Raw genomic sequence first — 14,249 nt, forward strand, 5'->3', positions numbered from 1 at the left:
ATGCACTGATGGACTGCTGATTATAATAGATGACCGCCAGATCAGGCGGCCATCCACTATAACATTAAGCTCAGTTAGTTATTTTGCCGCCATTTCTACGATTTCGTTCGTATAAGCCTCATCTACCTTAACCGGTTCTTTAATGACACCAAATTTAAGCGAAATATCAGCGGTTTGCTGGAACGCCGCCGCATCGGTATATCCCATCTTGGCACTGTCAAAGCCTTCAGGCAGAATCAGCTTGGCAACCTCAGTCATCATTGTCAGCTGATGTTCCTTCGTCGTACTGCCGTCTTCCGCTTGCTTCATCACACTGTCCACGGCAGTTGCAGGATCAGCAATTGCATCTTTCCAGCCCTTCAGGGAGGCACGTACAAACTTTGCTGCAGTCTCTTTATTCTCCGCAAGCCATTCCTTATTCGCGAACAAGTTATCCTCAAGCATCGCAACGCCTTCTGTATTCATGTCGATGACGTTCAGATCCTCAGCCTTAATACCTGACTCCAACACCACTTGGTACTCGTTATAAGTCATCGCTGAGGCCGCATCGATCTGATCGCCCAAGAACTGATCCATCGTGAACCCTTGCTTCGTAAAGCTTAGGTCCTTATTCGGATCGAACTTATATTTATCGAATAACGCTAATAGTTCAAATTCGTTGCCACCCATCCAGTTGCCGACTTTTTTACCCTTAAGATCAGCGGCTGAGTTAATGCCAGCAGTTTTTTTGGAGACCAGGACCAACCCGCTCTTTTGATAGATTTGCGCGATCTGCACCAGCGGCATTCCCTCTTCAAGACTCGGCAGCAAGCTGGCTACCCAACCCACACCGATATCTGCGGAGCCACCTGCCACTTGCTGTTCCGGAACGATATCAGGCCCACCCGGCAGAATTTCTACATCCAAGCCTTCTTCCTTGTAATATCCTTTATCCTGCGCCACAAAATACCCAGCGAATTGTGCCTGCGGCACCCATTTCAGCTGTAGCTTCACTGTAACTGGATCAGCAGCCGGTTCAGTAGCAGCACTTGCGTCAGGAGCTGCTGAAGCTTCAGGGGCAGTCGTAGCTTCAGCTGCCGAGTTATTATTGTTGCCACCGCAACCCGCCATTAAAGAAACACTCAACATCATCACGATTGCCAACAAACCACCACGAAATTTGCGTTTTTTCCCGTTCATCAATCGAACTCCCCCTATCGTAATTTAAGTTTGTAACAAGCACAGTATGGACAATCATCGTGGTGCGTTTATGCATACAGCCGTGGGCGGTTTCTCTTTTCCATTCCCACTATGGCCGGATGTAATGAGGGGAAGATTAAGTACGCTGCGAAGGATGCCACTTAATGAATACTTTCTCCAGCCGCTCAACCACTAAATAGAAGAGCACGCCTGCAATTGCAGCCAACACAATACAGGACCAACCCAGTGGCATTTTGGCAACTTTAATGGAATTGGAGAGCAGATATCCAAGCCCTTTTGAGGAGAAAAAGAATTCCCCAACAATGGCGCCAATCATACTGGCAGTAGCATTAATCTTGAGTGCTGTAAATACATAGGGCAGACTGCTCTGAATCCGCAGATAACGGAACACTGCCGGTTTACCTGCCGCATAGGAATGCATCAGATCCAGCGCCAATGGATCAATCGCCGCCATACCTTTATAGGCGTTGATCGCCATCGCTGCCATTGTAGTTGCTGTTACTATGGCAATTCGTGAGCCTATCCCATCTCCAAACCACAAATTCATGATGGGCGCGAGGGCGACGATAGGCACAGCATTTAGGGCGGCAACCAGCGTCAAGCTTCCACTCCCCCAGCGCGGCCAAGCTGTCGCGACTAAAGCGATCAGGAAGCCGATAGCAGAACCAGCCAACATTCCCAGCACAGCTTCAGCAAGAGTGTATCCGGTATAGGACAGCAACAAGCTGAAATTATCTCGCATGGTTTCGGCGATGGCTGTAGGCAGCGGGAGTTGATATTTTTTCAGATCAAAGATCTTATGAAAAAATTGAAATTCCCATAGTGCAAGAAATAACAGACCTGCCAGTACAGGCAGCAGCACCCCTGCGCTAAATATCCTCTTCAGCATCCGTGAGCCGCCGCGACTCGCCGTAGCTTCCGCAGGTTTCGGAACGGCTACAGCATTCTTTGGTGTAGCCGTTAGCGCCGGCTGAGCCATTTCTTTACCAGTAGAGCCTATAAACGTGGTCTCCCGAACGGAGTTAGTTTCCATTAGCGGCTGCCTCCTTTCGGACGATATTCAGGCTGCCAAGGCGTTACCAGGCGTTCTATCAGACTGATTAACCAGTAGCTTACGATTCCCAGCAAGGCACCCACAATCACCGTAGACCAGAACATATAGGTGTGAGAGCTTCCATAATAGAGATTGCGCAGCATAATTACACCAATGCCATGCTGGGCACCCATAAGCTCCACCAGAATAGCTCCAGTCACAGCAAGTGGGGCAGCTATCTTAAGCCCACCGAACAAACCCGGCAAAGCCGCCGGGAATCTGAGTTTCCAATAGACCGCCCAAGGTTTCGCCGCGTAAGAATGCATCAATTCGAGCGCTGATGGATCTACACTCCGCAAGCCGCGCAGCATGTTCAGAGCCACCGGGAAAAAGGTGATATATCCCGAAATAATAATCCGCGAGGTCTGCTCATCGCGCACAATCCCGTAGATGATGGGTGCCAACCCCAGAATCGGAATCATCTGCGAGGCAATAGCATAAGGAAAAGTTAATTGCTCTATTGTCTTCGACAAACTCATCAGCACCGCCAATGAGGCACCAGCTACCGCTCCAATCAGGAAGCCAACACCAGCATTACCGAAGGTCGCAGCCCCTTCCTTCAAGAGCGTGCCTCCATACTGCCATAAGGTAGCTAACACCTCATGAACATATGGCAGCTTGGACTGTGCTAACGGCGTCTCCACCACATGGAGCAGCATCCAGGAAGTCCCTTCCCAGACTAGCAGCAGGCCAAAAATCCAGACGAACAACGGCAGCAGACGGCCTCGCACAAAGATACTGCCCCCTTTCATCACTACACCCCTTCGAAGCTGTCGCGAATACGTGCGATCAGTTCGAAAAACTCTGGGCTATTTCTCATTTCCGCCGTTCGCGGACGTGGCAGAGGAATTTCGACCACAGCGGACAAGCGACCTGGATGCGGGGAAAGGACAAACACCCGGTCAGAGAGGAATATAGATTCAGGAATACTATGAGTTACAAAGACAATTGTGTTCTGCACTTTACTCCAGACAGACAATAACTCTTCATTCAATCGCTCACGCGTAAATTCATCCAGCGCAGAGAACGGCTCATCCATGAGCAGAATTTCCGGCTCCATCGATAGCGCTCTGGCAATCGCTACACGCTGCTGCATCCCGCCGCTGAGCTGCCACGGATATTTATCCGCAAAGCTCTGCAGCCCCACCAGATCAAGAAGCTCCATCGCCTTTTCCTCACGGATTGACTTCTTTACCCCCATCAGCTCCAGTGGCAATGTGATGTTATGCTTCACTTTTCGCCAGTCGTATAACACTGGACTTTGAAAAACAATGCCATATTTTTGCGCCAGCCTGGCTTCTCTGGCACTTTTCCCAGCTACCACAATGTTCCCGCCTGTTGGTGCTATGAGATCGGCCATCAGTCTAAGCAGCGTCGTTTTGCCACATCCGGAAGGTCCGAGCAGGGAGACGAACTCCCCTTTTGCAATATCAAGACTCACCTGATGCAGGGCAAGCACTTCCGCAGCTTCTGTCCGATAACGCATTTCAACATTCTCCAGCTGAATCTCAGGAATATTTGTCGCTAGTGATGACATCCTCAGCCCCCCTTTTCAAAATAAGCCATGTTTATAATGTTATATAAACTGACGCTATTTAGATAAAATAAAGAAAACTTCTGTTGCGTGTAGTATTAACTAACATGTTACACGCTGCTCACTGGACTCTCACTAGACAATTAGTAAAATAGCTCCTGTTAAATTGCGTCATTTTGTCTAGGAGACATTTTTTTGACCACAAACCCGAAGTATTTTTTTTATATCCGCAGATATGTGGTAATATTTATCCATATCTTTCCTCGGTAGGTGACAATAGACCCATGGGATCTATAATCTCGAATTATATTGTAATTGTTGCTATATCAGGTGTGCTGAGTGTCTTACTAGCCCTTTTCGCCTATTATAAAAAAACTGATTTCTTAGGAATCAGGGCTTTTGTTATAAGCTCCTTTACCTCTGCTATTTACACCTTCGGTTTCGCATTAGAATTATCGGGGAAAACTCTGGAGGAAATCAGCTTCTGGATTAAGTTAGAATATCTGGGGATGCCCTTTATTGCGCCGGCTAGTCTAATCATGGTGATCCATTTCGTTGGGCTGGAGACGCTGTTTAAAAAAGGCATACGGGCGGCGTTATTTATCATTCCATTCATTACAACGCTGCTGGTCTGGACCAATGATTACCATCATCTCTTCTATAAATCCATTTATTTACGGGAAAATACGCCCACCCCACTCGTTGATGTTGTGATGGGACCTTGGTATATCGTTCACGGCAGCTTTACTTTCGGCTGTCTGCTGGCAGCCATTTGCCTCATGATATGGCAGTGGAACCGGATGAAAAGGGTATACCGCAGGCAGATCATCACAATAATAATCGGGTTAAGCCTTCCAACCCTCGGCGCTTTTTTGTATCTGATAGGCTTGACTCCTTACGGAATGGATCCCGTCCCGATCATTATGAGCCTAACCTCCTCCCTATATATTTGGGCTATTTTATCCCGGGGCATGTTAACGGCTGCACCTATTGCTCGTGAGAATCTGTTCGAGAGCATGCGGGAGGGAGTACTTGTCACCGACCGCTCGGACATGCTCGTCGATTACAATCGTGCAGCCGCGGATATGATAGAGGGGCTCAACTCCTCATCGATTGGCAAACCGCTAGCACAATTGTTTCTTAACGCAGGCAAAGATGCCTTGTCCTATGTGATGGATGCCGAGCCACTGTTGCGCGAAGAACGGGAAGTGGCTTGGAACAAAGCAGAGGAGATCTGCTATTATCAAATCCGCTCCTCTCCGGTACAGAAACAAGAAGGGCACATAGCAGGACAGATGATCATGCTGATTGACGTGACTGAACGAATACTGCTTCAGGAGAAGCTGCGTCAATTGGCTACGATGGACAGCCTAACGGGTATCTATAACCGCTCCTATTTTTTGGAGCTGAGTCAAGCATTGCTTGCCCGGGCTGCCAGCCTGCGAAGCTCATTATCTATGATTTTGCTGGATGTGGACTTCTTCAAGAGCATTAATGACCGCTATGGGCATCAATATGGAGATCAAGCTCTACAGCATATTGTCCAGGTGTGCAGCAGACATCTGCGGGAGGGAGATCTCTTTGGCCGTTATGGTGGTGAGGAATTTGTGATCTGTCTGCCAGAGACGTCACTGAAGCAAGCAGCATTGCTCTGCGAAACTATCCGCGCGGATATTGAACAAAGCACCTTATATACCGTCATCGGGCCCATTAATGTGACCGCAAGCTTTGGAGTTGTGGAGGCCCTAAATCCAGAGGCCACTCTAGAAGAACTGCTATCTGAAGCCGACCATGCTCTCTATAGCTCCAAACGGAATGGACGCAACGCTGTGCATCTCTCCCAAAGGTCAGAAATCATTCTTTTCAAGCCTGTTTAATGACAATCATGTCCCTTCCTGCGCATTCAACAACTGGCCTTATTTTTCATAGTCTGTTTTTAAGTTTAATAAGAGTTATCTGAAAAACTAATCAGAGTGTTGAGAGTAAAATTTGCTTGATGGGATATGGAGGCGTAAGAAATAATGAGGAACCATACAATGATGCAGTTTTTTGAATGGCATGTTGCTGCGGACGGGAAACACTGGGATCGCTTAAAAGAAACTGCACCCGCGCTAAAAGCCGTAGGCATTGATTCTGTTTGGGTACCTCCTGTGACAAAGGCCGTCTCCGCTGAAGATACAGGCTATGGCGTGTATGATCTATACGATCTGGGCGAATATGACCAAAAAGGTACGGTACGCACCAAATATGGCACCAAACAAGCACTGATCAACGCAATTTCGGAATGTCAAAAGAATGGCATCGCCGTTTACGTTGATTTGGTGATGAATCATAAGGCTGGCGCGGATGAAAAGGAAGTATTCCAAGTCATCGAGGTCGACCCCAATGATCGGATGAAAGAAATTTCGAAACCTTTCGAGATTGAGGGCTGGACAAAATTCACCTTCCCTGGCCGCGGGAATGAACACTCTGCCTTTAAGTGGAATCACAATCATTTTAACGGCACTGACTTTGACGCCAAAGAAGAGCGAACCGGCGTATTCCGTATAGTAGGCGAGAATAAAGCGTGGAATCAGAATGTTGACGACGAGTTCGGAAACTATGATTATCTAATGTTCGCTAATATTGATTACAGCCATCCGGAAGTCAAAAAAGAAATGATCCAATGGGGAAAATGGCTGGTGGATACCCTCCACTGCAGCGGCTTCCGCTTGGACGCCATCAAACATATCAACCATGAGTTTGTTAAAGAATTCGCGGTAGAGATGTTTAATAAATGCGAGAAGGATTTCTATATCGTCGGTGAATTCTGGAATTCCGACTTAGAGTCCTGTCGACAATTTCTGAATACCGTCGATTATAAAATTGACCTCTTCGATGTATCCCTTCACTACAAGCTGCATTCAGCTTCTTTGGAGGGCAGAAACTATGATCTGACCAAAATTCTTGATGACACACTGGTGCAGACCCATCCCACCAATGCTGTAACCTTCGTTGACAATCATGATTCTCAGCCTCACGAAGCCCTGGAATCCTGGGTAGATGATTGGTTCAAGCAAAGTGCTTACGCGCTTATCCTGCTGCGACGGGATGGATATCCTGTGGTCTTTTACGGGGATTATTATGGGATCGAAGGACCAACACCTGTAGCAGGTAAAAAAGATGCGATTGACCCTCTGCTGTATACCCGCTATCACAAAGCTTATGGTGAACAGAAGGATTATTTCGATCATCCTAACACGATTGGCTGGACACGGCTCGGCGTGGAGGATATTGAACACTCCGGTTGTGCGGTTGTGATCAGTAATGGTGAGAATGGCCAGAAGAGAATGTTCGTAGGAGAACATCGCGCCGATGAAGCATGGGTGGATTTCACCCATAACCATAAAGCCACCATAACCATTGAAAAAGATGGTTGGGCGACCTTCCCGGTCAATGGCGGCAGCGTCTCCGTCTGGGCTTTGCCAGATGCAGAAGCTGACAAGAAGTAAACCTGATTAAAAAGGTGCCCAACGCCGTTTGGCGTTGGGCACCTTTTTTTAGTTATTCGTTTTATGCTCCGGATGGCGGGATACAAGCCTCACCAGATCCAGCGTTAAGACGGGTAATGTTAGGGACGCTGGATAAGCTAAGTAACGCGGCTCCCACTCTGGATTGAACTTTTCCTTGTAACGACGCAATCTGGCAAAACCGTAACCATGCCCATGCCCACCTCTATTAAACACTTGATGAGCCAGCTTCTCCTCCTTCAGAGCTCCGGGGTCCTGACCCCCACTGGATGATAGAGGAGTGTTGCCTAGATTAAATCGCCGATACCCCTTGGACTTCGCCCATTCCAGCATACAAACCAATAAATAATCTACCGTCCCGTTTGGCACATTCTTCCGCTGACGCAACAAATCTACGGACAGGGTCAATCCTTGATCATACCCTGGGGCAATAGAAGCAAATGCCAGTATTGTACCTTTGGTGTTCCGCAGCACCACAATGGGAGCCCGTTGCAGATACTCGACCTTAAACCACCCTAACGAATAACCCTTTTCCGCTCGGCCATTCAACCACTCGTCCGAAATCGTTCGCAGTTCTCTCAGCAAACTATCAGCATGCGGCGCTTCTGTAATTTCAACAATCATGCCTTCCCGTTCAAAACGATCGCTTACCCTTTGCAGATCACCATTCTTCAGATCACTGAGTGCAAAGTTATCAAGGCTTATCACTGCCTCTTCACCCAGCTTAAAAAAGCGATAGCCCTGCTCCTGATAGACCGATAAAAAAGCAGGTGAAGCTTGATAGAAAACTACAACCAGACCATACTGATCTGCAGCTTGTCTAAATTCACTGATGGCTTCACTTATTAAGCTGCTCTCTCCCAGCGGATCACCCAGCACAACGAGTTTATCCCTAACTCTGGCGAAAGCGAGCAGCACTTTATCGTTCTGAGCCCAGAAGAAGCCCTTATCACCCAAAAACAACGTATGAGTTAAGGTATTGCCTCGAACTCCATCTAGAAAATGTTTCAGCTTAGCTACATCCAAGGTCCCGAACAGCTCGTTCTCCTTATGATGGGGCCTGAGGTTTACCCACATTATGAGCAGTACCCAAGACAAGACCAATCCTCCCACTGCCGTAAATGCAACATGACTATATCGCTGCAACCATTCAGGCTGTACTCCCGGAGGCAGATGCTTCAGAAATCCACGATGTACATAACAGCCCATCAGATAGTAGCTTAGTGCAATTACTGAAGTGAGGGCAAACCACCGGATCGCGCTCTGTCTGCTGATTGGCGCACTAATCCGATAAAACCGCGATCTGGATATCCAAAGAATAAGCGCTACTATAAGTAGCAAAAGCGCCTCTTCATAATCAAAACCCTTAGTGACTGCAAACAATGATCCAATAAACAGAAGTATGCTAGTCCATACATATGCACTATGGACCCGCAATGTAATGCCCCGCGACAATAAAATCAGCATAAAACCAATAAGTACAGACAGATGATGAGAAAGCTGCATTACCGGAAACGGCAATATTTCCTCCGTAATCTTCAACCTATACAGCAATCCGGGTACTGCTGCAGATAGTAAGAGAATAAGCCCGCTAGCTAGTACCAGCTTACCAAGAGCCCACATCCCAAGATCGCTCAGAAAGGTATACTGACCCGGCCAGCCCCAGATCTTCTGCCATTTGTTAAGAGAGGGTTCGAACCCTGGAACTGAACGATCTTGATCCTTTTTTCCTTGCAGACCAATTTCCAGTGCAGCCAGCACCAATCCAATCAACCAAGGAATGACATAATAAAACAATCGAAAGATGACAAGCACCGCCATCGCCTTATCGGTCTGGTAGCCAAGCTGTGTCAGCCCGAGCAAGGCGATAAGGTCAAATGCACCGATACCGCCGGGTGCCATACTCAAGATTCCGGCAATAGCAGCAATCGTAAATATACCAAAGATAGCTATAAAATGGACCTCATCCAAGAGATGGCTGCTGATGGTCCAAAACGTCACGCCAGCAAAGCTCCATTCCAGAAAGGAAGCACCGACGGAGTTAACGACTGTAAGCCATGATGTTCTGCCTTTTCCCCGGTTAATCCATTTCGCATAAAGCGATGAGCGCTGCACAAACACAAAAACCGGCAAATAAAGCGCCATACCCCATACTGCAAATACCAGCCAGCGATGTTCTTCCAGCAAAGCCGTTGCCGGGAGTAAACCAAAGATATTTGCCCATGAAAGTAGTGATAACCCGGTAATCATAAGCGGCGAAAGAAATACAATGGCGGGCGTTAGCACGGAGGTCGGCACTCCGCTTTTTTTATACAGCAGCGTCCTTAAACCAACTCCAGCCAGACCTGCAAACCCAATCAAGTTATTAAATGTATTAGCAATCCATGCATACCGAAAGGTACTCCACAGCCCTACTTTTAAACGAAAATGTGCCCGAATCAAATAATCATAAGCACTCATCACAGCTACGGAAAGAAGTGAAAAACCAATCATTTGCAAAATAGCAGACGTAGGTACTCGCCTTAGTTCACGCATTATAAGTCCTAAATGAACCTGCTTCAGCTCATGTTGCCCCTCCCAGTATACGAACGCTATGATAGCCACTGGAAAAAGAGCTCTGACCGCCCGGATCCGATAGATAGATAAGATCAGTCTTACAATTTTGAATCTTTCTAATGTCTGTTGCTTTGAATGCATGAGCCCACCTGCCTTTACCGCTGACACACGTTGTGCTAGACAATTTTTACAACTAGTCCATTATAGCAATTCTTGGAATAGAAGACCCGTGATAATCAACACCTACTCTATTAGACTGCCAGCAAATCCCTAACCCCTGCAACAGTTAAAGATTTTTTGGGAAATGAGGATAAGCATAGTTAATATATTACGAAGCTGGACAGATCAATATGACGGAACTTTATTTTAGGGGTATCTTTCTAGTATTGGCCAACAATGTGATAAAAGAACATTTAAATTGTAGTCTAAACTTAAAAATACATAACAAAAAGGACATCCCTCACGGCAAAGGATGCCCTTTTTGTTATGTAACACGACTTAGTATGGTTTATACACGAATATCAAATCTGCCTTGGCTATTTGTTGTTGCGGTAGCGATTTCTTGCGGGCTTGCCGCAGCAAGCGCGTTGTTTGCAGGTTTGGCAGGTGCTTCTGCACTACTGCTTGCAGCGGAAGCACTGCTCTGCGACTTCTGGGAAATTTGTGCCTCGATTTGCTTGATCTGCTGCTCAATTTGTTTCGTTTTCGTTTCTTTGGTCTTCGCGTCATCCGAGCTGGCATCAATCTTGTCCAATTCGGCTTCCAGCTTCGCTTTTTGTTTCTCGAGCGCGCTGGTATCTGTAGTACTAGACGTCGAGGTAGTATACGATGTAGAACCTGAGACTGCGGATATACTCATAATCATCCCTCCCTTCCTTACCTCCAATATAATCCTTTTGCAGATAAGGAACGTTAAAACCCGCTGAAAGTTTGCTGAAAGTATTGCTCTCTTTCAAGGTTATAAGGATAACCTGTCAATAATTGGAATTCCACCGTTTGACCAACAGAAGATAAGACAGAATAGAGAGAACACCCGTACAGGCAATCACAATCGCCATTGGAAGGGCTGAATCTACGCCTCCAAGACCCACAAGCGGTGCTACACAGCTACCAAGCAGCAACGGGATCAGCCCTATCAAAGCCGAAGCGCTGCCTGCGGCTTCTCCTTGGTCCTGCATTGCAAGTGAGAAGCTGGTTGCGCCGACAATCCCCACACTGGAGACAACAGCGAACAGACAGATTAGAATAGGGATCAGCCCTCCCCCTATCAGGATCGTAAGCAGCAGCAAGACGCCCCCCATTGTACAGAGCAGCAACCCGCTAAGCAGTAGCTTCGTCTCACTCACCTTACCAGCAAGTCTGCCGGCAATTTGACCTGTAATAATAATCCCAATCCCGTTCACAGCAAAGATCAAGCTATATACCTGCGGAGTAACCGCAAAAATATTTTGCAAAACAAAAGATGACCCAGAGATATAAGCGAACATAGACGCTGTAACAAAACCTTGGGACAAGGCATAACCCATAAACTTGCGGTTGCCAAGTAACACCTTAAAGGTAAGCAAAGTACCCTTCAACCCACTCTTGGAGCGCCGCTCCTTCGGCAATGTCTCAGGCAAGCGCAGGAGAATCGTCAAGCAAAAAATAATTCCGGCAGCAAATAATACGAGGAATATCCCCTGCCATGTAGTCACTCTTAAGAGCTGGCCTCCAATGACTGGAGCCAAAATCGGACCCAGACCATTAACAATCATCAATAAAGAGAAAAATTTCGTTAGTTCAGAGCCACTGTACAGATCACGCACAGCCGCCCTAGAGACAACTACACCCACTGAACCAGCAAGACCTTGAATAAACCGCAAAACAATTAAAAGTCCAATCGAAGGACTAAAAGCACATAGCACTGAGGAAACGGCATAGATGAACATCCCTATAAGCAGTGGACGGCGACGTCCATATACATCACTCAGTGGTCCAGCTACTAACTGACCCGAGGCCAGTCCCAATAAAAAGAAGGTGAGACTTAGCTGCACCAAAGCAGCTGTCGTACCGAAATCGTCGACAAGTGTAGGCAGTGCTGGCAAATACATGTCAATCGACAACGGCCCAATGGTTGTAATGGAGCCCAGAATAACAGCAAGTTGCAATCTCTGCTTCCTTGAGGGTCCATCTACAGCAAGTTTATTAGCATTTTGCATTCCAATCATGATCCTTACGTCAACCTTTCTAAAGCAACCCGGGGGCCTTTTTTGTATTCTTCATACTAACGTAAAGGAACTCAAATGATCAATCCTTTTATAAGGCCTCATTCGGGGCTAATAACTTAAAAATAACCGCCAAAAGGCGGTTATCCTAATTGTTTTATGCATTTTGAGATGTGCTAAACCCCTGTAGCCAATCTTTGGCGGCTTCGGCTTCCGCCATACTCAAGCGGTGACCTTGATTGCCCCAATGGGTTGTAACCTCAGCGCCTGCTTTCTGCAGAATCCCCTCTAGCTCCTGAGTTTCCGTAGATGTTATTAGCGGATCATTCGTACCTGCCCCAATAAAGATAGACACCCCTTCTAGAGAAGGAAGCTCCACATTGCGTAATGGCACCATCGGATGCAACAGCACTGCCGCGCGGAAAATGTCCTTATAATGAAACAGAAGGCTACCAGCAATGTTTGCACCGTTAGAGTAACCAACCGCTACCAGATTGTTGGCATCAAACCCGTATTTCTCTGCCGCCTCATCCAGAAACTGCTTAATCTCATGGGTACGGAAAACTAAGTCCGCTTCATCGAACACTCCTTCTGCCAGCCGACGGAAGAATCGTGGCATGCCATTCTCCAGCACATTGCCCCGTATACCTAGCACCGATGAACCTGGCGATAACATCTCAGCCAGCGGCAGCAAATCCTGCTCATTACCACCTGTGCCATGAAACAACACTAATGTAGGTTTAGTTATATCTTTACCTTTACGGAATACATGAATCATCCCTGCTTCACCTCAATTTCTCTTACTTGAATAGGCGTTAAGTTTTCTTCGATGGCCGCGCGATGCGGCTCAAACCAGGACGGCAGCATCAACTTTTCACCCAACGCATCTGGGGCTTCATCACGGGCAAAGCCTGGAGGATCTGTAGCGATTTCGAACAGGATTCCTCCTCTTTCACGGAAATAGATCGCATTAAAATACTGACGGTCTTGAACGGGTGTAGGTCTATGCCCATGACTCTGTACATGGCGCGACCATTCCAGTTGCTCTGCATTATCCTTTGCCCGCCACGCGATGTGATGAACTGTCCCTGCACCTCCCGCTCCGAGCGGAACGGGTGATGTCTTCAAATCAATAATATTACCTAGCTCCCCATTGGTTCTATAGCGAGTATATCCATCTCCGTCAGCAATATGTTCCATACCCAGCGTATGAACAAGTGTCTCGGCTGTTTGCAACGGATTGCTGCTATACAGCACAGCCCCGCCAAAACCTTTGATCGCGTATTTAGTAGGAATCCCACCAAAGGACCACTTACTGAGCGGGCCTTCCTCACGTTCCACCAGTTCAATCCGCAGACCGTCGTAATCGGCAAAAGATAAATAGGGTTCCGAGATCCGACTTCCTTTTGTAACCGAAATTCCGTATTCAGCAAGGCGTTGTTCCCAGAATTGCAGAGCACCGACCGGCACTGCGTAGATCGTTACGCCAACTTGACCACTGCCTATTCTGCCTCTACGCCCTACAGGCGAAGGGAAAAATGTAATAATCGTTCCCGGCGAACCCTGCTCATTCCCAAAGTATAAATGATAGACCTCTGGAGCATCAAAATTAATCGTTTTTTTCACGAGCCGTAGGCCCAGAATCCCGGCGTAGAAATCAACATTGCGCTGAGCGTCTCCGACAAAAGCTGTAATATGATGTATTCCTGCAGTTTGAAGTGTCATTATTATAAACTCCCTTCTTAGTTAAAAAACAATGCATCTAGAGAAATCGAACCTGGTCCCGTAAGCGCCACACCTACCGCAAATACCAAAACCGTGAGTGGAAACTCAATTCCGTTCGAAGTGGACCAGAAACCATTTGGAGCATGAACCTTAACGATTGCCCCCAGCATCGTGGCAGCGATTAACACCGCTGCAACAGGCGTTAACAGTCCTGCCGCGAACATAAATCCGCCCACCAGTTCCATAATCCCTGCTAAAATCGCCATAGTCACACCCGGTTTGATTCCGATGGACTCCATCCAGCCTCCCGTACCCTTCGGACCGTATCCTCCGAACCATCCAAATAGCTTTTGTGCGCCATGTCCTATAAAAGCAAGCCCAATCACCAATCTCATTAATAACAGTCCTACACTTATCATTTTTACCTT

12 protein-coding genes are annotated in these 14,249 nt (G+C 47.2%); 2 read left to right on the forward strand and 10 right to left on the reverse strand.

The window, feature by feature from the left end; genetic code table 11:
- Positions 1-78: 78 nt before the first annotated feature.
- From MHI15_RS12530 to MHI15_RS12545, 4 genes are all read right to left on the reverse strand, one after another.
- Positions 79-1,179, reverse strand: a complete 1,101-nt coding sequence (locus MHI15_RS12530) for an ABC transporter substrate-binding protein (RefSeq protein ID WP_076124036.1) — start codon at positions 1,177-1,179, stop codon at positions 79-81.
- A gap of 136 nt (positions 1,180-1,315) precedes the next feature.
- On the reverse strand, positions 1,316-2,233 hold the full coding sequence (locus MHI15_RS12535; RefSeq protein ID WP_081391780.1) for an ABC transporter permease: 918 nt from the start codon (positions 2,231-2,233) through the stop codon (positions 1,316-1,318).
- Positions 2,233-3,045 carry an ABC transporter permease gene (locus MHI15_RS12540; RefSeq protein WP_051491222.1) on the reverse strand — a complete coding sequence of 271 codons (813 nt, stop codon included), beginning with the start codon at positions 3,043-3,045 and terminating at the stop codon, positions 2,233-2,235. The genes MHI15_RS12535 and MHI15_RS12540 overlap by 1 nt, the downstream gene beginning before the upstream one ends.
- A gap of 2 nt (positions 3,046-3,047) precedes the next feature.
- Complete coding sequence (locus tag MHI15_RS12545) at positions 3,048-3,830, reverse strand: ABC transporter ATP-binding protein (RefSeq protein WP_036682061.1); 783 nt, start codon at positions 3,828-3,830, stop codon at positions 3,048-3,050.
- Positions 3,831-4,111: 281 nt separating this feature from the next.
- On the opposite strand from MHI15_RS12545, the gene MHI15_RS12550 reads away from it, so the two are divergent.
- Both MHI15_RS12550 and MHI15_RS12555 read left to right on the forward strand, forming a co-directional pair.
- Positions 4,112-5,704 carry a histidine kinase N-terminal 7TM domain-containing diguanylate cyclase gene (locus tag MHI15_RS12550; protein ID WP_076124039.1) on the forward strand — a complete coding sequence of 531 codons (1,593 nt, stop codon included), beginning with the start codon at positions 4,112-4,114 and terminating at the stop codon, positions 5,702-5,704.
- Between the two features lie 141 nt (positions 5,705-5,845).
- On the forward strand, positions 5,846-7,318 hold the full coding sequence (locus tag MHI15_RS12555) for an alpha-amylase (protein WP_076307550.1): 1,473 nt from the start codon (positions 5,846-5,848) through the stop codon (positions 7,316-7,318).
- Between the two features lie 48 nt (positions 7,319-7,366).
- On the opposite strand, the gene mprF is transcribed toward MHI15_RS12555, so the two are convergent.
- The 6 genes from mprF to MHI15_RS12585 form a co-directional block, all read right to left on the reverse strand.
- Complete coding sequence (gene mprF / locus MHI15_RS12560) at positions 7,367-10,033, reverse strand: bifunctional lysylphosphatidylglycerol flippase/synthetase MprF (RefSeq protein ID WP_340394721.1); 2,667 nt, start codon at positions 10,031-10,033, stop codon at positions 7,367-7,369.
- A gap of 367 nt (positions 10,034-10,400) precedes the next feature.
- A complete protein-coding gene (locus MHI15_RS12565; RefSeq protein ID WP_076099710.1) occupies positions 10,401-10,751 on the reverse strand; it encodes a FlxA-like family protein in 351 nt (116 codons plus the stop codon).
- 115 nt (positions 10,752-10,866) lie between these two features.
- Positions 10,867-12,099: a multidrug effflux MFS transporter gene (locus MHI15_RS12570; RefSeq protein ID WP_370511249.1), complete on the reverse strand. Its 1,233-nt coding sequence runs from the start codon at positions 12,097-12,099 to the stop codon at positions 10,867-10,869.
- A 154-nt stretch (positions 12,100-12,253) separates the two neighbouring features.
- On the reverse strand, positions 12,254-12,874 hold the full coding sequence (locus tag MHI15_RS12575) for an alpha/beta hydrolase (RefSeq protein WP_076278282.1): 621 nt from the start codon (positions 12,872-12,874) through the stop codon (positions 12,254-12,256).
- A complete protein-coding gene (locus tag MHI15_RS12580) occupies positions 12,871-13,821 on the reverse strand; it encodes a ring-cleaving dioxygenase (protein ID WP_076305812.1) in 951 nt (316 codons plus the stop codon). The genes MHI15_RS12575 and MHI15_RS12580 overlap by 4 nt, the downstream gene beginning before the upstream one ends.
- A 17-nt stretch (positions 13,822-13,838) precedes the next feature.
- Positions 13,839-14,240, reverse strand: coding sequence for a DoxX family protein (locus MHI15_RS12585; protein WP_036682076.1), 402 nt, complete (start codon positions 14,238-14,240; stop codon positions 13,839-13,841).
- Between the last annotated feature and the right edge of the window lie 9 nt (positions 14,241-14,249).

The sequence above is a fragment of the Paenibacillus sp. FSL H7-0918 genome (assembly GCF_038007025.1).
GTDB classification, from domain to species: Bacteria; Bacillota; Bacilli; order Paenibacillales; family Paenibacillaceae; genus Paenibacillus_AQ; species Paenibacillus_AQ odorifer.

Coding starts and splice junctions, on each gene's coding strand:
- MHI15_RS12530 (WP_076124036.1), bottom strand. CDS start 1,179: ATGAACGGGAAAAAACGCAAATTTCGTGGTGGTTTGTTGGCAATCGTG.
- MHI15_RS12535 (WP_081391780.1), bottom strand. CDS start 2,233: ATGGAAACTAACTCCGTTCGGGAGACCACGTTTATAGGCTCTACTGGT.
- MHI15_RS12540 (WP_051491222.1), bottom strand. CDS start 3,045: ATGAAAGGGGGCAGTATCTTTGTGCGAGGCCGTCTGCTGCCGTTGTTC.
- MHI15_RS12545 (WP_036682061.1), bottom strand. CDS start 3,830: ATGTCATCACTAGCGACAAATATTCCTGAGATTCAGCTGGAGAATGTT.
- MHI15_RS12550 (WP_076124039.1), top strand. CDS start 4,112: ATGGGATCTATAATCTCGAATTATATTGTAATTGTTGCTATATCAGGT.
- mprF (WP_340394721.1), bottom strand. CDS start 10,033: ATGCATTCAAAGCAACAGACATTAGAAAGATTCAAAATTGTAAGACTG.
- MHI15_RS12565 (WP_076099710.1), bottom strand. CDS start 10,751: ATGAGTATATCCGCAGTCTCAGGTTCTACATCGTATACTACCTCGACG.
- MHI15_RS12570 (WP_370511249.1), bottom strand. CDS start 12,099: ATGATTGGAATGCAAAATGCTAATAAACTTGCTGTAGATGGACCCTCA.
- MHI15_RS12575 (WP_076278282.1), bottom strand. CDS start 12,874: ATGATTCATGTATTCCGTAAAGGTAAAGATATAACTAAACCTACATTA.
- MHI15_RS12580 (WP_076305812.1), bottom strand. CDS start 13,821: ATGACACTTCAAACTGCAGGAATACATCATATTACAGCTTTTGTCGGA.
- MHI15_RS12585 (WP_036682076.1), bottom strand. CDS start 14,240: ATGATAAGTGTAGGACTGTTATTAATGAGATTGGTGATTGGGCTTGCT.